Raw genomic sequence first — 24,014 nt, forward strand, 5'->3', positions numbered from 1 at the left:
GAATCGTTTACAGCATTTCAAAAACGCCTGCTGCACCCATACCGCCGCCGACGCACATAGTGACGACACCGTATTTGCCACCGCGACGCTTCAGTTCGTTCAAGATGGAGATCGTCAGCTTCGTTCCCGTGCATCCCATCGGATGACCCAGAGCGATTGCGCCTCCATTGACATTGACCTTCTCCGGATCCAGTCCCAGTTCGCGAATGACCGCTACGGCCTGGGAAGCAAACGCTTCGTTCAATTCAAAGAGATCGATATCCTCGAGACGAAGGCCAGCCATTTTCAGGGCTTTCGGGATCGCCACGATCGGGCCGATCCCCATCACGTCAGGATCCACTCCGCCTACTGTAAAGGAGCGGAACTTGGCGATCGGCTGAACTCCCAGCTCTTCAGCCTTCTCGGCAGACATGACCAGCACCGCGGCAGCTCCGTCACTCGTTTGCGAAGAGTTTCCTGCCGTCACAGAGCCTTGGACGTGAAACACTGGCTTCAGCTTCGCCAGCGCTTCCACGGACGTATCCGGGCGAGGACCTTCGTCGATTTGAAAGACGCTTTCTTTTACTTGCAGGTTGCCTGCTGCATCAAAGGAATGCTGCTTGACGGTAAGCGGGACGATCTCCTCCTGGAACTTGCCAGAAGCAATCGCCGCCGCTGCTCTCTGATGGCTGACCACCGAAAAGGCATCCTGGTCTTCTCTGGTTACGTTGTACCGTTTGGCTACTTCCTCAGCCGTGTGGCCCATGCCCATGTACGCTTCCGGCATCGTCTCCACCAGCGTAGGATTGAGGGCGACCTTGTGCCCGACCATCGGGATCAGACTCATGCTCTCGATCCCGCCAGCCACCAGGATATCTGCACCGCCGGAAATGATCTGCTGGGCGGCATAGGCAATACTTTGCAGCCCGGATGAGCAAAACCGGTTGATGGTAATACCCGGTACACTTGTCGGCAGACCTGCACGCAGACTGACGAGACGCGCCATGTTCATGCCTAGCTCTGCTTCCGGTGTAGCCGTTCCCATGATGACGTCCTCGATATCCTCTGCTTTCACCTGGGGAACGCGGCGCAGCAAGTCGCTGACGACTGCTCCCCCCATATCTACCGGATGTACGTCCTTTAAGCTGCCCCGCTTTGCTCTGCCAATGGCAGTGCGGGCACCTGCAACGATCACTGCTTCTCGCATCGTATTTTGCCTCCTTCAGCCTTATCAAACTACCTGCCCTATTCGGGATTAGTTGCGCAAAGGTTTGTTTTTGGTCAGCATGTGCTGCATCCGCTGCTGGGATTTTTGCGTTTTGATCAATTCCAGGAACGCCTGCTTTTCCAGCCCCAAAATATAGTCCTCCGTCACTTCTGTACCCGCAGGCAAGCTGCCTCCAGACATGACATACGCGATCTTGCTCAGGATCAACTCATCGTGGTCGGACAGATATCCACTCTTTTTCATGGTGTAAATGTTCTGGCGCAGGGTCGCATAGCCTGTTTCCCCGATGACGCGAATCTTGCGTGGGGATGGTGGTGTATAGCCTTCACGATCCATCTCGAGCACGAGCTGCTTGGCGTCGTACAGCAGATGATCCGGATTGATGCTGATTCGATCTGTTGCTCTCAAATAGCCCAGGTTGATCGCATCCTGGCCGCTGGTCGATACTTTTGCCATCGCAATGGTTTCAAATGCTTTAGCGACAAACGGGAACGAATCGACTGCTATGCTGCCACCCTCTGGTACGTTTTCCATGGCGCGGAACAGCATCTCTTTTGTTCCACCGCCTCCTGGCAAGAGCCCTACTCCTACCTCTACCAAACCGAGGTAGGTCTCCGCAGCTGCCTGCACTCGGTCTGCCAGATAGGCCACTTCTACACCGCCGCCCAAGGTCATCGCATAAGGAGCCGCTACTACAGGACGGTGCATGTAGCGCAGGGAGCGAGCTGCCTTGTGGAAATTGGTTACCAGCATATCAAGCTCCAGCCAGTTTTCGTCCTGCGCTTCCATCAGAGCCATCGCCAGATTCATCCCGACGCAGAAGTTTTTCCCCTGGTTCGCGATGACGAGGCCGAGGAAGTTTTTCTGCACTTCTTCTGCTGCGATATGGGCCATCTGCAAAACATCCATGCCAAGCGCATTGTTCGGAGAGGTGAATTCCAGGCAAGCCACGCCATCTCCCAAATCCACCAGCGCAGCCCCTGCATTTTTCCGAATGAGCTTGCCCTGCTCCTTCAGCGCCGCGAGGTCAATGACTTCCTTCTTCTGCGGGATATCTTTGTAAACGCCTCCAACAGAGAACGCTACCAGTCGTCCCTCGTTCTTTTGATAGAAGGACGTTTTGCCGCTCGCGAGCAGCTCTTCTACGAGTGCCGGAATCTGCTCGCCTTCCTCTCTCATGCGGGCGACCGATTTCTCTACCCCGATCGCATCCCACGTTTCAAACGGTCCCAACTCCCAGCCAAAACCCCATTTCATCGCTTGGTCGACTGCCACGATGTCATCTGCGATTTCATGTGCTTTTTCTGCGGAGTACAGCAAGACCTTTTTGAATACGTTCCAGACGAATTCACTGCCTTTGTCCTTGCCGTACGCCAGCGTCTTCAGCTTATCCGGCAGCGATTTGGCTGTTTTCGCCGCATCGAGGGATGGGAACTTCGGCTTGACACTGGGCCGGTACTCCAGCGTTTGGATGTCCAGCGCCTGAATTTCTTTGCCCTGCGCAGACTTGACTTGCTTGAAAAAGCCTTGGCCCGCTTTTTGACCGATCCAGCGCTTCTCCACCATCTGCAAGACGAACGGCGGCACTTCAAATACTGCTTTCTCTTGCTCGTCATGGCTTTTGTTCTTCACATTGTTTGCCACATGCACGTATGTGTCGAGTCCAACGACATCCAAGGTACGGAAGGTCGCGCTCTTCGGACGTCCAATCACAGGGCCGGTGAGAGCATCCACCTCATCAACGCCCAAGCCCAGGCGAACGAGCTCGTGAATCGAGACTTGCAGCCCGTATGTACCGATGCGATTGGCGATGAAATTGGGGGTATCTTTACACAGTACGGTCCCTTTTCCGAGAACGCGCTCACCAAAGCTCATCAGGAAATCCACAACGGCTGGGTCGGTCTCATCGCCCGGGATGATTTCCAATAGCTTCAGATAGCGCGGCGGATTGAAGAAATGGGTACCGCAAAAGTGCTTGCGGAAGTCGTCCGATCTGCCTGCTGCCATCTCATTGATGGAGACTCCAGACGTATTGGAGGTGATGATCGTGCCTGGCTTGCGGTGGGCTTCCACCTGGGCAAATACACTTTTCTTCACTTCCAGATTCTCTACCACGACTTCAATGATCCAATCCACCTCGGCCAAGAGCGGCAGATGGTCTTCGAAGTTGCCTACTGTAATCAGATCGAGACTCTTTTTATCGTAGAACGGGGTCGGTTTATCCTTTAAAAGCCGATCCTTGCCAGATTGGGCGATGCGGTTTTTCACGACCGGGTCTGTCAGCGCCAGCCCCTTTTTACTCTCATCAGCCGTCAATTCACGCGGTACAATGTCCAGCAAATAAGTAGGAATCCCGACGTTGGCCAGGTGCGCTGCAATGCCTGCTCCCATCACGCCAGAACCCAAAACGGCCGCCTTGCGAATTTTGCGTTCCATCTCCATATCCTCCTCCATACAAAAAATAGCGTTTCTGCATATACCCAATTTTCAGACAGGCAGAGTATTCTTATAACTTCTCCCTTTCCATAGATATTCCTGTCAGCAGAGTCTCATGTATTCAGTTGAATGAATGCTCATTCAGTAAGGGAGAGTAAAAAAGAACATTCCTCTCTAGACATACCCTTACTGCCTGTAGAGGCTTGCTCACCCACGACTGAACCACTGTTCATTTTTATTGTAATCGAAAATTCTGTCATTTGCAATTATGTGGACGCGGAAAAAAGGACACCCGCTTGGCGGATGCCCTCTCTCGTTACTTTTGAACAGCTCCAACTGCTGCTATTTTTCTACCGTACGTACTCGTCGGATCCGGATCCAGTCGATACTCGACCTGATAGCTTCCGTTCAAGCCGTATTTGTACTCTGCTGTTATCCAAAGCTTTCTTGCGTCCGTGTCATCGGATCTGACGGACACATTGACGAGCTCCTCGATCGCAGGTACTCGCTGCAGCTTACCCATGCTAGTGAGTGCGGCAGGCGTGTAGAACTTGAGCAGTTTGGCTTGATTTTTGGTTTCAAAGGCGAGATTGGCTGCCCGCAGGAAGGTTGTCGCCACTTTCTGCTGCGGGTTGCCTTTTGCCTCAAATTGAAGCAGTGCCTGCGTTTTGTAATAGTCGAGCAGGCGCTTCATGACGACCGCATACTCTGCACGTGTCAGGGCTTTCTCAGGCTGGAACGCCGACGGTGACGCGAACAGGTTGAAGCCTCGAATCGCTGTGGCATAAGGTGAGTATGTATCCCGGTAGTAGCTGTCCTGCTTCCATTCATAGTAGCTGGTGAAGAACGAAGCTGCATCCTGAGGACGGATATTGGCAGACCGGTAAATTTGCGGTGTAAGCATGTGGAAGAGAATGACGCTCGCTTCTTCCCGAGACATTGGCTGCTGGAGAGCGGAAGCAGAGAGCCACCAATCCTGGTTTTGCTTCTCCGGCTTTTTGATCAGCTGTCCCTGAGACGAGAGGTACAGATAGTACAGCATTCTGTCTCCTGGATCGTAATCGCCGGTTATTCCCCTCTCAATCTGCAGCTGTGCACTCATGTTGGTCAAAAGCTGTTCGATTTCCCAACGCGGCTGATACCGATAGTCGATGTTGGGTTTGCGAACCGGCTTTGCGATCGGGCCGTAGACATACTCGTAAACCCGATTCATCATCGCGATAGCCTCGCCGCGCGAGATGGGGCTATTGGGGGAAAACAGCTGCTTTGCGTTCCCTTTTACGATGCCTATGCTCGCTAACTCCTGGATAGACGATTTCGCCCAGTGGCCGTTGATGTCGGTGAACACCGTTGCCGCTGACGCATTGCCTACAAACATACTCTGTGCCAGTAGCACAACCATGAGAATTCCAATGACGATCTGTTTTCTCATATCCGCGGTTAACTCCTTCCCCTAGTGACCTCTTATTTGGCTCCCTTTTAGTCTATTCACTTCATTCTGCCAAATATGAACTTCCAAATCCATCCTTAATTTCTTTCTTCACAGATCCTTTTTCACCTGGCGCCCCTATTTTGTATCGGGAGGAAAGAGCCGGTATTTTAGCCTTTCGCAAATTAGAAAACTTGGCTCCAAGCTTTGCGGTGGAGCCATAGCTGCACTTATACTGGCTAAGAATCTTATAAATTCTTACTGTACAAAAAACCGCTCTTCTTTGCGAAGAGCGGTTTCTTACTAGCTACCTGTCTTTTTTACCCCTCCATTTTTTCCAGCCAGGATGGACCCTTTCTCAGCAAAAGCCGGAACAGAAAGAGATCCGCCAGCCCGAAAAGGACGAAAAGTCCCACGCCCATTTGAAGTAAGGACGCTTCTAGCGAAAAGGCAATGACAATGCACAGGGCTGCAGTCACCATCCCAATCAGCATGGAGAATAGCGGATTTAGGTTTTGCTTGACCGCTTCCTGCTCAGAGCCCCACTCCAGCTTGGGCATTTGCATATCGAGGATCAGCCCCAGCAGGTTGACAAACAGGATACCGGGAATACCTACGACCACGGCCAGAATGATAAAAAGCGAAGGCAGCTGGATAAACCACGCCGCCTCTGCCACCAGGAGCGCCATGCTAATCACACTGAGCAGCGTTCCCGGAATCAGTTTGGCTACGAGCAGCTGTCCGGCTGGAATCGGCAAGGTTTTGCTCAAAAAGATGCCTTGCCCTTCCCGCGTGATAGCCGTGATCGAAGTGCTATTCGTGCTGGCCATTACGACAAAGGCCGAAAAAGCGACGGCCAAGCTGATTCCACCCAAATGCCCGCCTTGCAGCCAGCCACTAAGTGATGCCAGAAGTTCCGCACTGTCTTGCCGGCTGAGCAAAGGGACTAAACCGAATAGCGGAAAGAAAATGCTGGACAGCGCACAGTTCATGAAAAATGCGGGTGTCCGCCAGAGTACTTTCCATTCCTTATCCGCATACGCCAGCCACATCGGTCTAGATCTGATCCCTTTTTGAAACGCCGCTTCATCGATTTTCTTCCGTTTTGCCCTAGACTCGCTGATACCCATCACACCCGAGAAATACAGGCGATTTCCCACCCATAAAAACAAGAGCAATCCAGCGACGGCTATGGCGAAAAAGCCGAGAAGATTAGCGAAGCCACTCCAGGCACTGCTCTCCAGAATGGCGAGTGCCCCCAGCTTGCTAGCCGGAAAAAGCTTTGTCACGATCCCCAATAGACCTTGCTCTCCCGCTGCGATCATTTGCTGGAACTGCTCGACGCTGCTGCCAGTTCCACTGGTCTGACGCTGAACGAAAGCCTGAAACCCGAGTCCTCCCGCTATGGCGATGAGCCCGCCCAGCAAACGAAAGCGATCCTTGTATTTGCCGATATTCGTATAGCGCATGAATACCATGACGAGCAAAATGGCAAGCGTGAGCGGAATGACTGGCAACGCCACGAATACGAGCAGCGCGAAAAGATAGTAGAGAAAGCCCCCGCCGCTTTTTACTCCATAGGTGATGAAGATAGGTGCGATCATCGTGAGCGCTGTCAAATACTCGTAAAGGAGGGCGACCAAAAACTTCGCGCCGAGAATTTCTCCAGGAGCTATCGGCATCGGTAAAAAATGCTCCACATCCTGTGAAAAGTAAAAGACGCTCAAGACATAAACAATGCCCAGCAGAAATATGGCAAGCGAGGTGCCCGCTATGCCGAGTCCGAGCAATGCCCCCTCCTGGCCGATCTGCGCCAATCCATCATACAGACCTGCTACAAAGACGACCAAAGCCGCCATTAACGGAATCAGGCCGACCCCGATCGCCAGAAGGATCAGGAGGGTCTTCCACCCGCTTCCTTTTTTGGACCCCAAAGAGGAACCCGCGTTTTTCAGCATGATTTTGGTGAGAAGCAGGACTTTATTCATGTTTGGTCAACTCCAGGAACAAGCTTTCCAAAGAATGATTGGACTGAAAATGTTGCTGCATTTCTGGAAACGTTCCACAGAACAAAATCTTCCCTTTGTTGATAATGGCGACCCGGTCGCACAGCTTCTCCGCTACCTCCAAAACGTGCGTAGAAAAGAAGACCGTTCTCCCACTATCCGCATGTTCACGCATCATTTCTTTTAACGTAAAGGACGACTTGGGATCCAGCCCTGTCAACGGTTCATCCAAAATCCAGACCTCCGGATGATGAACCAGCACACCCATGATCATGATTTTTTGCCGCATGCCATGCGAGTAGCTTTGGATCGTATCACCTAGCGCATCCGACATGTCAAAGCGGTTGGCCAGCTGTTGAATCCGTTCTTTTCGGAGCTGCTGCGGCACTTCGTAAATATCCGCCATGAAGCTGAGGTACTCCAGCCCTTTTAACCGTAAAAACAAATCTGGACTGTCGGGCACATAGCCAAATTGCCGTTTGGCCTCCAAGGTATCTGTCGCGATATTTTTGCCATTGATCGTGATCTCACCGGCATCCGGCCGAATGATCCCCGTCACCATTTTGATTGTCGTCGTTTTTCCAGCTCCATTTGGCCCCAGAAAGCCAAAAATCTCTCCTTTCGGGACGTCCAAATTCAATTGATCGACCGCTTTGATCGTTCCGTTGTAGCTTTTCGTCACACCTCGCAGTTGAATCATCCTGTCCCTCCTTTGTAGCTTTAGCTGCTTATCGACTTTTTCCTTATGCTTCCATGCATTCCTCTACCTATACGGTCAAAAGCTAGGAAAGGTTGCGCGCGGATCGATTGCAGCAGGACTATTGGGCGTTATGAAAAAGAGCCGCCGGTATCTCCCGACAGCTCATTTGGCTCAGCTTGAATCTGTTCTTCTCCTACGTTTGCGGGACAAAGCTGCCATCACGCAGCATCGTCAGCTCCCCCATAATAAAGGCGAGATCGTCGGAGTCGCCGACGCTCCCATTTTCATCCAAGGCTTCCAACCGACGAAGCAGCGTGTTGGCAAAATCTTGAATTTGCACAGGATGTGCTTCAATATCGGCATCGTCTAAAACGTCAAAGCTTGTCAGTGCTTCCAGATGCGTAATGATGCGGAAACCGCCGATCTCTCCCAACAGCTCCGGTTTGTTCACTTTCGATTTTTCCAATTTTTGCAGCATAGAGAGCACGTCATTCGCTACAATGCTGGGAAATGCAACCTGGTAAATATTGCGGTTTTTAGCTTCATCCGCCTTGATGATCAAGATATCAATTCCATCCGGCTTTTTTGCCTTTTTTCCAAAACCAAACATATATTTCCACCTCAATTATTTCGGTCTGCACAACTCTCTTCATGATAGACATAATCGCACGCAGAGACAACCCCTATCCTGTTTCCTTTTTTCCCGTCCCGATCAGGCAGCACCTTCCCTTATCAGATGCGGAAAATGTTTACACGTCTATCCCTGGGCAATCGCACGCACGCTAAAGGAAAAGCCAGTTACAAAAGGGGATGCACCTTATGAACAGCTGGAAAAAATGGATATACCTTCTTTCGTGTCTTTGCCTTCTCGTCGGATGCTCCTCGCCATCCAAAGAGGAAAAGGCAAAAACACAGAGCAAGCCCCCCAAGCCATCCGCCATTCAAAAGCTGGGTGACAACAAAATGGATGTCGTTCTCTTTTTGAATCGCGCCGAGCATGCACTCGAGGAAGTCTATTACGCAGCCGCAGACAACGCCAAGGGAAAAGCTGTCCACGAAGACGGCATCACGTACCGGGAGCTGCCGAAACGCTTTGACAGCAAAGACAAGATCGTCGGCTATTTCTCCAAGTTCTGGAGCAAGCCGCTTGCGGAAGCGATGTATGATAACATGTCCACCAAGCTCGCCAAAGACAAAGTCTACGTAGCGATCCCGAGAACGGATTATCCCGTCCTGATCTCTGTCCGCAATACGACGGTCGAAAAAACGAACGGCGTGCTGCGAGTCACGATCGAGGATGTGGCTCCTGCAGCCTTTGCGACCGATCGCATTCTGCGCTACCAGCTGGTTCGCGACGAGAAAACAAAGCGTTACGAGATCAAATCCAGAGTAGGTGCATACGGCAGTGAACAATTTCAATAATCCCCTTGACATTTCCGTGGCAACAAGCGAATAATAGTAAATTAATAAGCACATAGTGATCGGCAATGACGGGGAACAGTAAAACCGCCCTTCAGGTCCAGAGAGTGAAATCCACCGGCTGAGAGGTTTCGCGCATGAATCGGTTTGAACCCACCCCAGAGCATCCAGGGACGACCTGGACAGGTTTCTTTCACCTGTTATCAAAGAAAGAAAGCCGGACGTTCAATGGCTGGAGCTTGTATCCACGCCTGTAACGTCAAGTAAGGTGGTACCGCGGAGGTCTATGCCCTTTCGTCCTTATCAAAGAGACGAGAGGGCTTTTTTATTTTGTATCGATGAATGTCTGCGAATCAGGAGGAACGAGAAATGAAAAAGGGCAAAATGCGGTTGGTCGTAAAAGTGGGAAGCAGCTCTCTGGCAGCTACAGAAGGCGGTGTCGATCGAAACAAGATGACACTGCTCGTTTCGGCTGTGAGTGCGCTTCGGGAAGCGGGACATCAAGTGGTGCTGGTCTCTTCGGGCGCTGTCGCCAGTGGCTATCAAAGTCTCGGCTATCAGCAACGACCCCGTACCCTCGCTGCCAAGCAAGCGGCTGCAGCCATCGGGCAAAGTCTGTTGATGCAAACCTATACCCAAATGTTTGCTGCTCACCGATTCAGCGTGGCTCAAATCCTCCTGACCCGGAGCGACTTTTCTCATCGCGAGCGTTATCAGCATGCTTTTCAAACACTGTCGCTTCTGCTGGATAAAAACATCCTGCCGATCATCAATGAGAATGACACGGTTTCCGTAGCCGAGCTGACCTTTGGGGACAACGATATGCTAGGCGCATTGGTGGCTGGACTCGTTCACGCCGACCTCTATCTGATTCTCACAGACACGGACGGGTTGTACGACAGGGATCCACGGTGCAATCCCGATGCCAAACGCATCTCCTGGCTGTCGGAAGTGACGGAGGAGGTCGAAGCACTCGCGGGCGGAGCCTCCCAGCTCGGAACAGGCGGCATGCGCTCCAAGCTGATTGCCGCAAGGACTGCACAAGGCTTGGGGATTCCAAGCTTTATCGGAAAATTGAATCAACCCTCCGATCTGCTCGAGGTACTCCATGGCGGGGGCAACGGAACCTATGTCAGTTACTCCCCGGAAGCACCGGCAGCCAGCGGTTTGCCAACGCGCAAGCAATGGATTGCTCTACACTCCCCGATCCGCGGTTCGATCACCATCGACAGCGGCGCAGCGGAAGCCGTTTTGAAAAAAAGAAGCAGCCTGCTTCTAGCCGGTGTGCGGGATGTCGCTGGAGACTTTGAACAAAACGAGGTCATCGAGGTGTACTGCGACGGTTCCTTAATCGGTCGCGGGGTCAGCCGTTTTGCTGCAGAAGAGCTGCTCGATTCCTTATCGCCTGCTGGCTCACCGCGACGCAGCGGTACTGTAATCCACCGCGATCAATGGACGGAGATAATCTGAAGAAAACACACAAGCGACCTGGCTGGATCCAGGCGTAATACAGAAAGAAAAAATAAAGGAGCTGGGGAAATCATGGAAAGCTTGAAAACAAAAGTGCTGGAACAAATATCACTGGCAAAGCAGGCCTCTCGACAAATGGCCATGCTGAGCCGCGCAGAAAAAGACAAAGCGCTCTTTCTGATCGCAGAGCAGCTTCTGGCGGATCAGTCCGCTATCCTCACCGCTAACGAAAAAGACATCGCCAAAGCTGTGGCCGATGGTCAGCCTGAGTCTTACCTCGATCGCCTACGCCTTACGCCTGCCCGGATTGGGGACTTGGCCAGCGGGCTGCATCAGCTGATAAAGCTCGACGATCCGGTCGGTCAGCTCATGGATCGCTGGACTCGGCCAAACGGTCTCGTCATGGAGCAAATCCGCGTTCCTCTCGGCGTCATCGGAATGGTCTACGAAGCTCGTCCCAATGTCACGATCGATGCAGCTGCCATTGCTTTGAAAACAGGAAACAGTATTGTACTTCGCGGCAGCTACAGCGCTGTTCAGAGCAACCTGGCCCTGACCGCCAGCATTCGCACAGCCTTGGCCGCAAGTGATCTGCCCCTCGAGGCGGTTCAATACCTCCCTTACGAAGAACATGCTTCCGTCGATATCTTGTGTACAGCAACCGGTCTGATTGATGTCATCATCCCTCGCGGAGGAGCTGGACTCATCCAGCGTGTCCTGCAGAAATCCAGCGTTCCTGTACTCGAAACGGGCATCGGCAACTGCCACATCTTCGTCGATTACAACGCTGTGTACGACATGGCAGAAGCGATCGTGATCAACGCCAAAACGACTCGTCCAGCTGTATGCAATGCCGCTGAGACCCTGCTTCTGCATCGGAGCTGGCCCCTTGCCGAGCAAAAGGCGCTGCTCCAAAAGCTGCTCGCAGCTGGCGTAGAATTGCGTGCCTGCGACCAGACGAGAGCCGCACATGCGAAGCTGGCTTCTGAGCTGAAAGAAGCCGTCGAACAGGATTGGGATACGGAATACTCTTCTCTCATCATGGCCGTGCGTACGGTCGACAGCTTGACGGACGCTCTGGAGCACATCGCCCGCCACAGCACCGGACATTCCGAGGCCATCATCACCGAGGACAGTGAATCGGCGGCGCGCTTTTTGGCGGCTGTCGACGCGACTACTGTCTATCACAATGCTTCGACTCGCTTTACTGATGGTGGTGAATTTGGGTTTGGGGCAGAGATCGGCATCAGCACCCAGAAGCTGCATGCTCGTGGTCCTATGGGCCTACCTGCTTTGACCTCGTATAAATACGTCGTACGTGGAACCGGACAGATCCGCTAGTCCAACAGGAGGGAATCAACCATGAATGCACAAGCAGCATGTTCCATTGAAGGACGGATTGGCTTTCTCGGCGCGGGCTCTATTGTGGAGGCCATGCTTTCCGGTATCTTGAAAAAAGGGCTCCTCTCCTCTGACCGCATCTATGTGACCAATCGGAGCAACTCCGAGCGGCTGGAGCACCTCGCACAGACATATGGCGTGAACACGACACATGATAAATTTGAAGTCATCGCCGCATCGGACATCTTGATTCTGGCGATGAAACCGAAAGATTCGGGTGAAGCACTCAAAGAATTGCGCGGTGCCGTCCACGAAGGTCAATTGGTGATCTCCGTCATCGCTGGCGTCTCCACCACCCTGATCGGAGAATGGCTCGGCGTCAACTGCCCAATCATTCGAACCATGCCCAATACTTCCTCGGCAGTCGGCTTGTCTGCTACGGGGATCGCGGCCAACCATTCCGTCACAGAAGAGCAGCTTCAGCTCGCCACCCGTCTCTTTGAGGCGATCGGTACTGTCTATTCCGTCGCAGAAGAAGAGCTGGATATCGTTACAGGACTATCCGGCAGCGGCCCTGCTTATGTCTACTACCTCGTAGAGGCGATGATGGGCGCTGGCGCGACAGCGGGTCTGGATCGTGAAATGGCTCGTCAGCTGACGCTGCAAACGGTGCTTGGTGCAGCTCACATGCTGATGGACACCCGTGAAGATCCCGCTATCCTGCGCAAAAAAGTAACCAGTCCTGGCGGAACGACCCAAGCTGGAATGGAAGTATTGGAAACGTATCGCTTCCAGGAAGCTGTTACGTCCGCCATCCTCCGCGCTTCTGAACGTTCCCGGGAAATGGGGGCCGAATACCGATAGCTTTTTGCAGAACAGCCTGTCATGTATACTAGGAGGACAGGACTGCATCTACGAAGGAGGTATCCCATGGAAATCTACGCCTTGTACGGAACTAGCGGAACAGGGAAAAGCTCCAGTGCACTGGAGCTGGCTCACCGAATGAACATCGATGCCATCATTGACGACGGAATCCTTATTTACCAAGGTCGCAAGGTGGCCGGGACCTCCGCCAAATACGAAAAGACCAAAATCCAGGCAGTGAAACGGGCTATTTTCCATTACGAGGAGCATGCTACTGACGTTCGCCGCATGCTGCAGCAGCTCCTTCCCAATCGCATCCTCATCCTCGGTACCTCGCGCCGAATGATTGAACGGATTGTGGAAGCCCTGGAATTGACTTCGCCCATCGAATATATTCCGATTGAGTCCATCAAGCCGCCACAAGAGATCGAGGCCGCCCGTTACGTGCGGGAAACGATGGGCAAGCACGTGATCCCCATCCCTCGCGTTGAGGTGGAAAAAGATTTCTTGCAGCGTCTTGTCGCTTCTGCCCAGCAAATTTTTTCTTCCAAAAAAGAAGTCATCGGGGAAACGACCGTGGTGCATCCCCCTTTTACAGGTGGTCGCATCGTCATTCACCCACAGGTTCTGCGCAAAATTGTCGAAGGCACCTGCACGTATTTTAAGGAAGTCCACCACATTCAAAAGACAGAGTACACCTTTGAGGATTTGCCTCGCCTGCAAGTGACTCTTTCGCTAAAGCTCTCTTACGGAACAGACATCCCCGCTTTAGCCAAAGACATCCAGCAAGCCTTGTACAATGAAGCCAGCTACTGCCTCAACATCGCACCAGCAAGCATTGACCTGAAGATTGCGGGTCTGGAATTTGCCAGTGTATAAAAGAAATCCTCTCGATCCGGCCTGAAAAAGCCGGGTCTTTTTTTGCCTGTAATCCACAGCGATTACTTCCGCGACTCTTGATCATCCTAAACGTGTATCCCCCACATGAAAGGAGAAGTCTGATGCAAACCATCATGTCTTCCGCGCCTTTGAAGCAAGTTCCGATTCCCGAGCCGCCACGAGTCATTACGACAAAGGACATGAGCTATATAAAGGACGCCTTGTCATGGGAGCTGGATGCCTTTAAAAAGCTGCATGCCTTTGCCCAGATGGCAACGGACCCAGAAGCCAAGCAATGCCTGGACAAAGTGGGACGCATGCACCAGATGCACTACCAAAAATTGCTGACCCATTTGCAAAACAACAACGCTACGATCATGTCGACCATCCCACAGACCCAATCCCAGCAGCAGCAACCCCAAATGCAATAAGGGAGGAATCCGGATGCCAAATCAAAACCAGATCGCCAATCCGCAGTCAGGGCAGCTGCCACAGGTAAAAGGTCCGCAGATGAATGACCGAGACTATCTCAACGATTGTCTTGCTACGTGCAAATATTTGGCGGACGGCCTAAATATTGCCGCGTGGGAAGCGAGCCATCAGCAGCTGCATCAGGATTTCCTGCAGATCTTGAATGAAACGCATCAGAGTGCCCGGGAAACCTACGAGCTGATGTTCCGCAAAGGCTGGTACAAGCTGGAAGCAGCCGAGCAGCAAAAGCTGCAGCAGGCTTATCAGCAGTTTAGCGGTTACTCCACGCAGTTTCCGTATCATTGATCAAAAGCAGACGCATGGTAAGCAGGGGCATCCGAAGCTGGATGCCCCTCTTTACTCTTGCAGCAAACGCGCCAGTATAAACAGAGCCTGTTCCAGTTGATCCTCATCTGCATACGCGTAAGACAGGCGTAAATGGTGGCTGTCGGACTGATCGTATACATAGCCTGGGTTGAGCAATATCCCTGCTGCGAGTGCTTTGTTGAACAGCGCGCGCATCGACCCGGGACGGCGCAGGCGCAGCCAAATATAAAATCCCCCTGTCGGTACCTGCCAGTCAGCCAGCTCGGAGAACCACCGATTCAAAAGTTCGACAACATGATCTCTCCTGCCTCGCAGGGCTTGACGTATAGCCGTCATGTGCGCTGCGTATTTCCCTGAGGATAGCCATTTGGCTGCGACCCAAGCGGACAAGCTGCTCGCCCCGTAATCCGTTTGCATCTTTACATCTGCCAAGCGCTCAATGACGGGCTCTGGCCCGACGATCCAGCCGATCCGAAGCCCTGGACTGAGCGTTTTGGACAAGCTGCCCAAATAAAGCACCTGACCGTTGGCATCCATCGATTTCAGCGGGAGCGGACCGGGCTCATCGAACCACAGCTCCCCGTATACATCGTCCTCCAAAATCGGCAAGCGCTCCCGAATACAGGCAGCCAGAACTTCTTCTCTCCTGCGCTGTGTCATGAGTATCCCCGTAGGATTGTGATAAGTCGGAATCGTGTAAAGCAGCGCCGCTTGGTGGTTGTGCTTTTGCTTGGCCAATGCGTCCCCTCGAAGCCCCTCTTGGTCCATCTGCACCCCCACCAGTCGCATGCCGGAAGACTGGAACAGCGGAAGCGAGTACAAATACGATGGCTGTTCCACCAGAATCGTGGAGCCTTGCTGCAGGATTCCTTGTGAGAGTAATTGCAGGGCCTGCAACGCACCAGAGACCACGAGGATCGACCCCGGTGATGCCTCTATCCCCCTCGTTCGCAAATACTTGCTGATTTCCTGACGAAGCGGCAAAAGCCCTTTTGGCTCTGCATAACCGAGCTGTGCCATTTCGCCTCGCATACTCGCCAGGATCTGTTCCATTTGCGACGTTGGCAGCAGCTGAGGGGAAAGCTCCCCTGTGCCCAGGCGGATGTAGCTTGGATCTGGCTCGTATCGATTGATGTCCTGAATCGTCGGAGTATTGGACGGGTGGCTGCTGGCCTTGACGTAGCCTAGCCAGTCAGGAGGTGGCGTAGGCTTTAGAAGCGACCATGTATTGTTGCTCACCCGCGTCCCGCTGCCCACTGTCGACTCAATCAACCCCTCTGCCTTCAGCTCCTCCAGCGCGGTCACAACGGTACTGCGATTGACTTCAAATGCCAAAGCGAGCGCTCTTTGCGTCGGCAATTTACTGTGAACAGGCCAGTCGCCTGAAGCGATTTTCCCTTTCATAAAAGCCACAATCTGCAAATAGACCGGGATGTCTACGGCTTTGTCCGGCTTCCAATCCATTGTAAGCACGCTATTCCTCCCCTTCCTTTTCTCATTGTACAAAATTGGTTGGCCCAAGAGCGAACCAATTGGCTGAAGACATTTTCCTTTGGCCCCGTCATAATGAACGAAGCGAATTGAATCAAGGAGGAACATCACGTGTTGGAAGCGATTTTGCATGGACTGGTCCTTTCGCTCGGACTTATTTTGCCGCTTGGCGCTCAAAATGTATTTGTGTTCAATCAAGGAGCGATGCAGCCCTCGTTGTGGCGCGCCTTGCCTGTCGTGGTTACTGCCGCTGTCTGTGATTCCCTTTTGATTTTGCTCGCCGTATTTGGCGTCTCGCTCGTCGTGCTGAGCGTGGCATGGCTGAAAATGGTTCTTTATGTCGTCGGGGTATGCTTTTTGCTGTACATGGGCTATTTGACATGGCGCAGTCGCCCCGCTGTGGATTCCAGGGAGGCTGAGCGCTTTTCTTCCAAACGCCAGGTGATGTTCGCCGCATCCGTATCCCTGCTCAATCCTCATGCGATTCTCGATACGATCGGCGTCATTGGCACCAGCTCTCTTTCTTACAGCGGAGCGGATAAATGGGGATTTACCCTCGCGTGCATAATGGTTTCGTGCCTCTGGTTCTTCAGCCTGTGTCTTGCCGGGCGTATGGCAGGTCGATTGGATCCTTCCGGAAGACTGCTGGGTATCCTGAACAAGGTGTCTGCCATCATCATGTGGGGAGTTGCCCTCTACATGGCATGGTCGATCTTTTTCTTCTAAACGTCTGTCTGGTGAATAATCCGCACCTCCTCCAAACAAAATACTCCTAGTTGGATTTATAAGCGGAGGTTTGCCATGCTTTTTACCAAGACAGATGCCTTGCTGGAAGACCTATATGAAATCGCCAAGAATGTACATGAATCAGCCGTTTATTTCAATGAATATAAGATCTCGTCCATGGAGACGCTGAAGACCTTTTCCGAGACCATGAAGGAGTACGAATCCAAAGGAGACAAGCTGATTCACGAGATCATCATCCGAATCAACAAAACGTTTATTACCGCAATTGAACGCGAAGATGTCATGGAGCTGGCCGTTCGTCTGGATGATGTACTCGATGGATTGGAAACCTGCTCGTCCCGCCTGTACATGTACGACATCATGGAGCCGGACGAAACGATGGTGAGATTCGGACAAATCATTGAAGACTCTTCCCAGCAAATTTTGCTTGCCATGGATCTGCTGCGTCACCAGAAGCTGTCGGAGATGCGGGAGTACATCATCCGCATCAACGATCTGGAAAGTACGGGAGACGAGCTGGTACGCCGGAGCATTCGCGAGCTTTTCCATTCCTCTACAGATCCCATTCACATCATCCAGCTCAAAGAGATCTACGAGGTGCTGGAAGGAGTCATGGACCACTGTGAAGACGTCGCTGACGCGATGGAGACAGTCATCATGAGCAATACATAAATCCAAGGAGACACTGCCTATGCACACGAGCTTTCCCTTCATCGTCGCCGTCGTTGTGTTAGCCGTTTCCTTTGACTTTATCAACGGCTTTCATGACACGGCGAATGCGATTGCGACGACTGTCTCTACCAAGGCGTTGCCTCCCCGCATCGCTATCGTCATGGCAGCGGTCATGAACTTCATCGGTGCGCTAGCCTTCACAGGTGTCGCTAAGACGATCGGGGGAAAAATCGCCGATCCTGCCAAGCTGGAATACGGCGTGCTGATCGTAATCGCCGCTTTGCTGGCCTCGATCTTTTGGAATCTCGTCACCTGGTGGTACGGAATTCCCAGCAGCTCCTCTCATGCGCTCATCGGTTCTGTTGTCGGAGCCGTTTTCATATCGGCGGGTGGAAGCACGATCAATTGGAGCGGTTTTCGAGAAATCTTCGAGGCACTCATTCTTTCCCCGGTCATCGCTTTACTTGGTGGCTACTTGCTCATGAATATCTTTTACTTCCTGTTCCGTAAAATCCCGACGCCTCCATCGAAGGTCAACCGACGATTTCGTTACTTTCAGATCCTCACCGCTGCCCTCCAATCTTTCACACACGGAACAAACGACGCACAAAAGGCGATGGGCATCATCGTCTTTGCACTGGTAGCCGCCGATATTCAATCGGATGCCAATACCATCCCCTTTTGGGTTCAGCTTATCTGTGCCATCTCCATGGGGCTGGGCACCTCCGTAGGCGGCTGGAGGATTATCAAGACGGTAGGCGGCAAAATCACCAAAATCGAGCCAATTAACGGAGCAACAGCCGATCTGACCTCCTCTTCCATCATCTTTACGTTTACGCAGCTGGGTCTGCCGGTAAGCTCCACCCATGTCATATCATCCGCGATCATGGGAGTCGGTGCAGCCAAACGGTTAAAGGGAGTCAACTGGGGAATCGCCAAACGGATTGTCATTACCTGGTTCATCACCCTCCCGATCTCTGCTGTGATCTCAGCGATCATCTACAGTATTTTGCAGCTGTTCCTTTAACACGCAGCGTCATCAAAAAGCACCAGATTCATGAAGAATCCGGTGCTAATTTCTTTTCCTGCCCGCTTCTAAAACGCCGTCATGCACATCGGTTTTTCCGGGGTGAGGAACAGCTGATGCAGCTGATCCGCATAAGCCATGTCCGAGAGCGTCACCAGACCATGCTTGAGCAGTCCTTTCAACGTAACAGCTCCCATAACCAGGGACGACAGTTCGGCGATATCCACCTCCATCACGACATCGCCTGCAGCGTCATCCGCGATAACCGGATAGCCCTCCTCAAAACGAATCGTCAGACTGCCGTGATTCTCCCGCAAAAACGTATCCCTCACCGTAAGCGTAAGCGTCAGCGACTGGCCCCCAAAGGAATGATGGGCAACCTGTTGAAAGAATCGCTTGACGGATAAGATCCGATACATGACCCCGACCCCTTGCGTATTGCTCTCCAAATAAACATGAGGCAGGACTCGATACGTCTCATTGCGGGGATCATCAAACAAAAAGTGAAAGTATTCGTCCTGCGTGTGAAAGACGACCCGATTGATTTGATCGGATTGCGAGTGCAGAAAGCTGCACATTTCCTGAAGCGCTTCTGGTGTCTCGTATACCCATTCCTTGATGATCAAATCGTTTTGCATCATGTTTTCTTCGTTGACGTTCTTGAATGTGTACACCATGTAACCCAGTACCTTGCCGTCCTTCCGAAAGCAGACGGTCCTGTGGTCTGGATGCTCCACCATCCGGGAGAGCTCCTCCCGCGACCTTTCTATCAGACCGTTTACCGTGCGCATAAAGCGCTGATAGCAAGCCGCGATCTCCCCACTATCGTCCGGTTTGGCAAAGAACAAATGGGCCTTCCCCGCGCCTTTCGGAAAATTACCCGGGGGAATGCGATACTTGCTCATTTTTGTCCCCATGCCAAAGCCCATCTTCTTGTAAAAATCGGTGCGAAACGGATACAGGAGCGCCATCGCTGCCCCCTTGTCCACATAATGGCGGAGATAGGAATCGACGAGGTCCTTTGCTACCTTTTCTTTTTTATGCAGCATGTCTACTGCCACCATGCCGACTCCTCCGGCGAGCAGCGACACCCCGAACAGGTTCATTTGAAAATCATAAAGACGCATGGCGCCCAACAATTGCTCTTCTTCATACACACCGTAAATGCGCGAGCCAGAGTCGTCTGCCAACGTTTTTAGCATTCTTTCTTTAAAGCTCCGGATGCTGTCCGCCGTATTTAGCTTCAGACCAGGGTAGGCATTTCCAATCAGGGTGACAAGAGAGTCAAAGTCGGCTTCGGGTACGGGAATAACCTTGCGATTCATCAGACATTACCCCTTCGTTTGCAGCTTCCGTACGGTTTCCCAGTCCAGCTTTTCAATAACCGCCAGCAGCAGTTTTTTCGCCGCCATAAAATCGGAACGGGAAGCGACAGCCTGATGCGAATGAATGTAACGGGTAGCAAACCCAATCGCTAGGGATGGGCACCCTTTCCCGTTTACATGAAATTTTCCTGCGTCCGTACCTCCGCCCATCGATATTTCAAATTGCAGCGGAACACCGATTTCTTTGGCAGTTTCTACGACTAAGCGTCTCAAGCCGACATGGGATACCATGGAAGAGTCGAGCAGCACCACGGTCGGACCTTCTCCCACCCTCGGGCCTTCATAGCTCTCCAGCCCCGGTGTATCGTAAGCGACTCCCACATCCAAGGCAAAGGCAATGTCGGGCTCCACCAGATTCGCCATCGTCGCTGCTCCCCGCAAGCCGACTTCCTCCTGGACGGTTGCCCCGGCATAGATCACATTCGGATGCGCTTTGTCCTGCAAATCGGCTAGCACTTCAATGGCCAGCGCGCACCCAATGCGGTTGTCGATGGCTTTTCCTACCCACAAATCTCCTTTTCCCATGGTGAAAAATTCCGAGCAAGGCACGATGCTATCGCCCGGCAGAACGCCCATTTCCTCCGCTTCTTCCTTGTCTTTCGCGCCAATATCGATATACAGGTCCTTGAGCGGCACTACTTTTTCCCGTTCCTCCGGTGTGAGAATATGAGGTGGCTTTGAACCGATAATGCCCACGACATCGCCATTTTTCGTCCGAATCTTCACGCGTTGGGATAGCAGCGTATGCGGCCACCAGCCCCCCAGCTGTTGAAATTTGAGGAAGCCTTGCTTGGTAATCCTGGATACCATAAAGCCTACTTCGTCCATGTGACCGGCAAGGAGAATTTTCGGGCCGTTTTCCACCCCTTTTTTGACCCCGAGCACGCTGCCCAAATGATCAGTCACGATTTCCTCCGAGATGCCCTCCAAATATTGATTCATGACCTCGCGCACGGCGTATTCATCGCCTGCAACCCCATCTGCCTCCGATAGCTTCTTCATCATTGCGGTCTGCTGATCCAATGAAATCCTCCCTTTCTTTCTTGCCTGCCTATAGATTGGTTAGAATTTTCTAAATTCATTATACACTGCCTGACCATTCTTTTTCAAAATATTTTTATCGATAAAAATTATAATCCTCACTCGTGAATGCAAGCAAAAAGAGCCCTCACTGCCAAAAGCGAGAGCTCTCCTTCGTCCATTCTTCGATTCGTCCCTGCACTTCGTTTTTCCACGTTTGCTGCTCCAAAAGCTCCGCTGCAAGGTCTACGTGAAGGAGCTGCTGCACATCCCCGCGGCTTAGCTGATAGATCGCATCAGGAAAACGATAGCGAATCGTCTGCAGATTGTCGATCAACGCAAAGGCAGCGATCGAGTTGTAGAGCAACGCCGAGTTCACCTGCTCCTCTCCGACATCTGCGGCCTTCTCCAAATAGTTGATCTCCAGCGTCAAATCATCGGGATACAGCTGAAACGTTCTTTTTACCCCGTTGAGCGGAAGGTGTGCATAGAGGTTCGTCAGATTGGACGCGTCCCCCATGTACTGACTCTTGTAGGGCAGTATGGTGTTGACATCATGGGTCTGCGGGCTTTGCTGTTCTTGCTCGTAGCGTCGCTCTCTTTCCAGCTTGTTTGGTAGGAGCACGCCTTGGATGTAGACAAGCAGCAGAACGCCTACCATCGCGAGTGCCGCAATGACTTTATTCCGTGCAGCCATCCTCTTCCCCCACTTCGTATTTCATCAGCAGCTTTGGCACCATGTGAAGAGCAAGCGGAATCAGGAGGGTGACGAAAGGCTTCAAGTAATCGATTGCGACATTGGCAAATTGATACGGTCCCGAAATGTGGATGGGTCGAGAAAACCACAGATTGCTGCCAAAGTGCAGAGCAGTCGTGTAGAACAGCGATACCCCCATCAAAAGCACCCAGAGCAGCCAACCGATTTTTCTTAGTCGCAAAGCCGCCTGTACGTTCATCCATCCTGTTTTCCTATCGTATCGTTTGAGCAGCAGAAGTCCCCCATATACGATCCCGATTCCAAGGGCGATGAACATAAGCAGCGTGTTGCTGCCCGTCCCATTGCCTACAAACCGAAACGGCATGGTCACGATCCATGCAATCAGAGTAAACAGGAGCACTCGCTGAACCCACTCCAGCCAAAATCGATACAGAAAGACACGCGGCTTTTCATCCAGCAGATGAGCAATAGAAGGGATATTGGCAATAGCGCTGCTTATCGCAGCATCCCTGCTTACTCCGCTCATCGTCATATCAGCGACCCGCGCCTGGAGATTGCTCAAAATCTCCTGCTTGAGCTCTTGAGCTTGCTTGCTTCCTTTATAAGTACGAAACAGGCGGTCCACATGCTGCTGTATTTTGTCCATATGTACTCACTCCTGCCTTTCCATGAGTTGATCGATCAACGCTCTGGCTACTTTCCAGGCAGCGAGTGCTTTTTCATAAGCCTCAGCGCCCTCCCCAGTGAGCCTGTAGTATTTGCGCCTGCCCCCCTGCGTCTCGTCCCCCCAGTAGGAGGAGATCAGCTTTTGGGCTTCCAGCCGCTTCAAGCTGGTATAGAGCGACGGTTCCTTCAGCTCGTACTGACCATCGCTGTTTTTGGCAATCGCCTTGATGATTTCGTAGCCGTAATTATCCCCTTCGGACAACACGCGCAAAATGATCGCATCGAGATGTCCGCGTATCATGTCACTGCTGATACTGCTTTCCCCCATCATGTTCACCTCTGGGTTAAATTTATCACATATTACTATGCGTGACAATGTACTGTTTGTGACAATTTAACTGGCATATAAATAACGCGGAAAATCATCCGCGTCGCGAAGCCTATCATAGCAACAAAACGATATTCGAATTGATACGGGGAGTCAGAGATTAACAACCTGTTCCCAAAAATGAGTAAACAGAGATACAAGATAACTATAAAAATTCCAATTGCTTGCGTCTCAATAGGAGGTAGAGGTGGTGTTTCCGGACGAAACGGGGGGTTCTTCTGCTGGAGATAATGGTAATACCGAACCCTCAAAGCCAAAGACGAGTGTATAGGAAATGAGGATGACGATCTGAATCGCGATACCAGCAGAGCATCCGACCACTTCCTTATTCACAAAAAAGCCCCCTGTTTTTAGGGGACTTTGGTTGTTTCTCTATGTTTTTACGCCTCGACCTTTTCCGCTTCCTCTACACTCGCCAGCTCGCGGCCCAGGAATTTGGCTACCTCCAGCATGCCGTAGATTCCAGCGGCAGCCTCTGCGTCCGAATTGTAGTTGGTGTTGGTGTTGATGTCATACGTAAAGATCTCGCCCGCTTGGTTGCGGATGAACTCGATCCCTGCTACCTGAATGCCATTTGCAGCCAGGAAGCTTTCGTATTTCTCGATGATTGGATCCTGGAAATCACTCACGATCTGGAATTTCGGCTTGGTCGGCACTTCTTCTCCTACCGGGCAGAACAGGTCGCCGATCTGGCAAGCGTCCGCCGGGCAAAGCTCGAAGCCTTCGGAGGTATCGACTTGCACAGCGTATACGAACTTCCCGCCTACAAACTCACAGCGAGTAATAAATGGCTGCGGTGCAGAAATGTACTCCTGAATGAGGGTGATGCCATCCACCGGCTCATCAAAGGTTGGCCCGTTCACGTAAGACTCCAGCCCTTGCAGGGAGTGGAACAACTGCACGCCAAGTCCTTTTCCGGCGCGGTTGTGCTTGGTAATGAAGGATTGTCCTTCAAATGCTTTTGCCGCTTTCAACAGCTGCTCTTTGCCTACCGTCGCGATCGTGCGCGGGGTGCGGATTCCATGACCTGTCAAAGCGAGGTACTGGGCAACTTTGCTCACTTCCAGACGAAGAGCGCTCGTCCCATTGAACACTTTGCGGCCATGGCTTTCCAGCCAGTTCAAAACAGCAGAGGTCAACTCAGGTGCATAGCGGTGGTCGCGTGTATGCGACGAAGCGCTCATCCGGCTGTAAAACACACCGGTTGGCGGTTCTGCCGTCAAATCAACGGAGCCTTCGTCCAGATGCCATTCCTCATAAGGCAATCCCAGCTCTTGCAGACGCTTGGTCAAATGAACGGTCCATTCGCTGTTTTCATGGATGACGTAGATCTTTTTCATCGTTCGTTTCT

The 24,014-nt window shown here is 52.1% G+C and carries 24 protein-coding genes; 10 read left to right on the top strand and 14 right to left on the bottom strand.

Features of this window, described 5'->3' with window-relative positions; all coding sequences use genetic code 11:
* Positions 1-7: 7 nt before the first annotated feature.
* The 6 genes from EDM59_RS10915 to EDM59_RS10940 form a co-directional block, all read right to left on the bottom strand.
* Positions 8-1,186, bottom strand: coding sequence for an acetyl-CoA C-acetyltransferase (locus EDM59_RS10915; protein WP_122923626.1), 1,179 nt, complete (start codon positions 1,184-1,186; stop codon positions 8-10).
* Between the two features lie 48 nt (positions 1,187-1,234).
* The gene (locus EDM59_RS10920; RefSeq protein ID WP_122923627.1) at positions 1,235-3,643 is read right to left on the bottom strand and encodes a 3-hydroxyacyl-CoA dehydrogenase/enoyl-CoA hydratase family protein; all 2,409 of its coding nucleotides are present in this window, start codon (positions 3,641-3,643) and stop codon (positions 1,235-1,237) included.
* A gap of 316 nt (positions 3,644-3,959) precedes the next feature.
* Positions 3,960-5,075: an S-layer homology domain-containing protein gene (locus EDM59_RS10925; protein WP_122923628.1), complete on the bottom strand. Its 1,116-nt coding sequence runs from the start codon at positions 5,073-5,075 to the stop codon at positions 3,960-3,962.
* A 317-nt stretch (positions 5,076-5,392) separates the two neighbouring features.
* Complete coding sequence (locus EDM59_RS10930) at positions 5,393-7,060, bottom strand: putative ABC transporter permease subunit (protein ID WP_122923629.1); 1,668 nt, start codon at positions 7,058-7,060, stop codon at positions 5,393-5,395.
* Positions 7,053-7,778, bottom strand: a complete 726-nt coding sequence (locus EDM59_RS10935; protein WP_122923630.1) for an ABC transporter ATP-binding protein — start codon at positions 7,776-7,778, stop codon at positions 7,053-7,055. The genes EDM59_RS10930 and EDM59_RS10935 overlap by 8 nt, the downstream gene beginning before the upstream one ends.
* 193 nt (positions 7,779-7,971) lie before the next feature.
* The gene (locus EDM59_RS10940; RefSeq protein ID WP_122923631.1) at positions 7,972-8,388 is read right to left on the bottom strand and encodes a hypothetical protein; all 417 of its coding nucleotides are present in this window, start codon (positions 8,386-8,388) and stop codon (positions 7,972-7,974) included.
* Positions 8,389-8,597: 209 nt separating this feature from the next.
* Here EDM59_RS10940 and EDM59_RS10945 point away from each other — a divergent pair, with 209 nt between their 5' ends.
* The 7 genes from EDM59_RS10945 (at position 8,598) to EDM59_RS10975 (ending at position 14,528) form a co-directional block, all read left to right on the top strand.
* The gene (locus EDM59_RS10945) at positions 8,598-9,200 is read left to right on the top strand and encodes an IseA DL-endopeptidase inhibitor family protein (RefSeq protein WP_246011003.1); all 603 of its coding nucleotides are present in this window, start codon (positions 8,598-8,600) and stop codon (positions 9,198-9,200) included.
* A 366-nt stretch (positions 9,201-9,566) separates the two neighbouring features.
* Positions 9,567-10,667: a glutamate 5-kinase gene (gene proB / locus EDM59_RS10950; RefSeq protein WP_122923633.1), complete on the top strand. Its 1,101-nt coding sequence runs from the start codon at positions 9,567-9,569 to the stop codon at positions 10,665-10,667.
* Between the two features lie 72 nt (positions 10,668-10,739).
* Positions 10,740-12,008: a glutamate-5-semialdehyde dehydrogenase gene (locus tag EDM59_RS10955; protein ID WP_122923634.1), complete on the top strand. Its 1,269-nt coding sequence runs from the start codon at positions 10,740-10,742 to the stop codon at positions 12,006-12,008.
* Positions 12,009-12,029: 21 nt separating this feature from the next.
* The gene (gene proC / locus EDM59_RS10960) at positions 12,030-12,872 is read left to right on the top strand and encodes a pyrroline-5-carboxylate reductase (protein WP_122923635.1); all 843 of its coding nucleotides are present in this window, start codon (positions 12,030-12,032) and stop codon (positions 12,870-12,872) included.
* 66 nt (positions 12,873-12,938) lie between these two features.
* Positions 12,939-13,751, top strand: a complete 813-nt coding sequence (locus EDM59_RS10965; protein ID WP_092273199.1) for a hypothetical protein — start codon at positions 12,939-12,941, stop codon at positions 13,749-13,751.
* A 122-nt stretch (positions 13,752-13,873) separates the two neighbouring features.
* Complete coding sequence (locus tag EDM59_RS10970) at positions 13,874-14,182, top strand: ferritin-like domain-containing protein (protein ID WP_122923636.1); 309 nt, start codon at positions 13,874-13,876, stop codon at positions 14,180-14,182.
* A 13-nt stretch (positions 14,183-14,195) separates the two neighbouring features.
* Positions 14,196-14,528 (top strand): spore coat protein, encoded by a 333-nt coding sequence (locus EDM59_RS10975; protein WP_122923637.1) that lies wholly within the window; start codon positions 14,196-14,198, stop codon positions 14,526-14,528.
* Positions 14,529-14,579: 51 nt separating this feature from the next.
* On the opposite strand, the gene pdxR is transcribed toward EDM59_RS10975, so the two are convergent.
* Positions 14,580-16,022 carry a MocR-like pyridoxine biosynthesis transcription factor PdxR gene (gene pdxR, locus EDM59_RS10980; RefSeq protein WP_122923638.1) on the bottom strand — a complete coding sequence of 481 codons (1,443 nt, stop codon included), beginning with the start codon at positions 16,020-16,022 and terminating at the stop codon, positions 14,580-14,582.
* A 129-nt stretch (positions 16,023-16,151) separates the two neighbouring features.
* Here pdxR and EDM59_RS10985 point away from each other — a divergent pair, with 129 nt between their 5' ends.
* The 3 genes from EDM59_RS10985 (at position 16,152) to EDM59_RS10995 (ending at position 18,486) form a co-directional block, all read left to right on the top strand.
* The gene (locus EDM59_RS10985; RefSeq protein ID WP_122923639.1) at positions 16,152-16,766 is read left to right on the top strand and encodes a LysE/ArgO family amino acid transporter; all 615 of its coding nucleotides are present in this window, start codon (positions 16,152-16,154) and stop codon (positions 16,764-16,766) included.
* A 75-nt stretch (positions 16,767-16,841) separates the two neighbouring features.
* Entirely contained in the window at positions 16,842-17,459 is a 618-nt protein-coding gene (locus EDM59_RS10990; RefSeq protein WP_122923640.1) for a DUF47 domain-containing protein, read from the top strand.
* 19 nt (positions 17,460-17,478) lie between these two features.
* Positions 17,479-18,486 (top strand): inorganic phosphate transporter, encoded by a 1,008-nt coding sequence (locus EDM59_RS10995; protein ID WP_122923641.1) that lies wholly within the window; start codon positions 17,479-17,481, stop codon positions 18,484-18,486.
* Between the two features lie 68 nt (positions 18,487-18,554).
* On the opposite strand, the gene EDM59_RS11000 is transcribed toward EDM59_RS10995, so the two are convergent.
* The 7 genes from EDM59_RS11000 to EDM59_RS11025 all read right to left on the bottom strand — a co-directional run bounded on the left by EDM59_RS11000 (position 18,555) and on the right by EDM59_RS11025 (position 24,003).
* A complete protein-coding gene (locus tag EDM59_RS11000; RefSeq protein ID WP_122923642.1) occupies positions 18,555-19,811 on the bottom strand; it encodes a GNAT family N-acetyltransferase in 1,257 nt (418 codons plus the stop codon).
* 6 nt (positions 19,812-19,817) lie between these two features.
* Entirely contained in the window at positions 19,818-20,876 is a 1,059-nt protein-coding gene (locus EDM59_RS11005; protein ID WP_122923802.1) for a M42 family metallopeptidase, read from the bottom strand.
* Between the two features lie 163 nt (positions 20,877-21,039).
* On the bottom strand, positions 21,040-21,588 hold the full coding sequence (locus EDM59_RS11010; protein ID WP_122923643.1) for a DUF4825 domain-containing protein: 549 nt from the start codon (positions 21,586-21,588) through the stop codon (positions 21,040-21,042).
* Positions 21,572-22,255 (bottom strand): permease prefix domain 1-containing protein, encoded by a 684-nt coding sequence (locus EDM59_RS11015; RefSeq protein WP_122923644.1) that lies wholly within the window; start codon positions 22,253-22,255, stop codon positions 21,572-21,574. The genes EDM59_RS11010 and EDM59_RS11015 overlap by 17 nt, the downstream gene beginning before the upstream one ends.
* Before the next feature lie 6 nt (positions 22,256-22,261).
* Positions 22,262-22,603 carry a PadR family transcriptional regulator gene (locus EDM59_RS11020; protein WP_092273165.1) on the bottom strand — a complete coding sequence of 114 codons (342 nt, stop codon included), beginning with the start codon at positions 22,601-22,603 and terminating at the stop codon, positions 22,262-22,264.
* A gap of 231 nt (positions 22,604-22,834) precedes the next feature.
* Positions 22,835-22,996, bottom strand: a complete 162-nt coding sequence (locus EDM59_RS31045) for a hypothetical protein (protein ID WP_183192887.1) — start codon at positions 22,994-22,996, stop codon at positions 22,835-22,837.
* A 47-nt stretch (positions 22,997-23,043) separates the two neighbouring features.
* On the bottom strand, positions 23,044-24,003 hold the full coding sequence (locus EDM59_RS11025; RefSeq protein WP_122923645.1) for an ATP-grasp domain-containing protein: 960 nt from the start codon (positions 24,001-24,003) through the stop codon (positions 23,044-23,046).
* Positions 24,004-24,014: the final 11 nt, after the last annotated feature.

Source organism: Brevibacillus nitrificans, assembly GCF_003710965.1.
Taxonomy (GTDB): Bacteria; Bacillota; Bacilli; order Brevibacillales; family Brevibacillaceae; genus Brevibacillus; species Brevibacillus centrosporus.

Coding starts and splice junctions, on each gene's coding strand:
- EDM59_RS10915 (WP_122923626.1), bottom strand. CDS start 1,186: ATGCGAGAAGCAGTGATCGTTGCAGGTGCCCGCACTGCCATTGGCAGA.
- EDM59_RS10920 (WP_122923627.1), bottom strand. CDS start 3,643: ATGGAACGCAAAATTCGCAAGGCGGCCGTTTTGGGTTCTGGCGTGATG.
- EDM59_RS10925 (WP_122923628.1), bottom strand. CDS start 5,075: ATGAGAAAACAGATCGTCATTGGAATTCTCATGGTTGTGCTACTGGCA.
- EDM59_RS10930 (WP_122923629.1), bottom strand. CDS start 7,060: ATGAATAAAGTCCTGCTTCTCACCAAAATCATGCTGAAAAACGCGGGT.
- EDM59_RS10935 (WP_122923630.1), bottom strand. CDS start 7,778: ATGATTCAACTGCGAGGTGTGACGAAAAGCTACAACGGAACGATCAAA.
- EDM59_RS10940 (WP_122923631.1), bottom strand. CDS start 8,388: ATGTTTGGTTTTGGAAAAAAGGCAAAAAAGCCGGATGGAATTGATATC.
- EDM59_RS10945 (WP_246011003.1), top strand. CDS start 8,598: ATGAACAGCTGGAAAAAATGGATATACCTTCTTTCGTGTCTTTGCCTT.
- proB (WP_122923633.1), top strand. CDS start 9,567: ATGAAAAAGGGCAAAATGCGGTTGGTCGTAAAAGTGGGAAGCAGCTCT.
- EDM59_RS10955 (WP_122923634.1), top strand. CDS start 10,740: ATGGAAAGCTTGAAAACAAAAGTGCTGGAACAAATATCACTGGCAAAG.
- proC (WP_122923635.1), top strand. CDS start 12,030: ATGAATGCACAAGCAGCATGTTCCATTGAAGGACGGATTGGCTTTCTC.
- EDM59_RS10965 (WP_092273199.1), top strand. CDS start 12,939: ATGGAAATCTACGCCTTGTACGGAACTAGCGGAACAGGGAAAAGCTCC.
- EDM59_RS10970 (WP_122923636.1), top strand. CDS start 13,874: ATGCAAACCATCATGTCTTCCGCGCCTTTGAAGCAAGTTCCGATTCCC.
- EDM59_RS10975 (WP_122923637.1), top strand. CDS start 14,196: ATGCCAAATCAAAACCAGATCGCCAATCCGCAGTCAGGGCAGCTGCCA.
- EDM59_RS10990 (WP_122923640.1), top strand. CDS start 16,842: ATGCTTTTTACCAAGACAGATGCCTTGCTGGAAGACCTATATGAAATC.
- EDM59_RS10995 (WP_122923641.1), top strand. CDS start 17,479: ATGCACACGAGCTTTCCCTTCATCGTCGCCGTCGTTGTGTTAGCCGTT.
- EDM59_RS11000 (WP_122923642.1), bottom strand. CDS start 19,811: ATGAATCGCAAGGTTATTCCCGTACCCGAAGCCGACTTTGACTCTCTT.
- EDM59_RS11005 (WP_122923802.1), bottom strand. CDS start 20,876: ATGATGAAGAAGCTATCGGAGGCAGATGGGGTTGCAGGCGATGAATAC.
- EDM59_RS11010 (WP_122923643.1), bottom strand. CDS start 21,588: ATGGCTGCACGGAATAAAGTCATTGCGGCACTCGCGATGGTAGGCGTT.
- EDM59_RS11015 (WP_122923644.1), bottom strand. CDS start 22,255: ATGGACAAAATACAGCAGCATGTGGACCGCCTGTTTCGTACTTATAAA.
- EDM59_RS11020 (WP_092273165.1), bottom strand. CDS start 22,603: ATGGGGGAAAGCAGTATCAGCAGTGACATGATACGCGGACATCTCGAT.
- EDM59_RS11025 (WP_122923645.1), bottom strand. CDS start 24,003: ATGAAAAAGATCTACGTCATCCATGAAAACAGCGAATGGACCGTTCAT.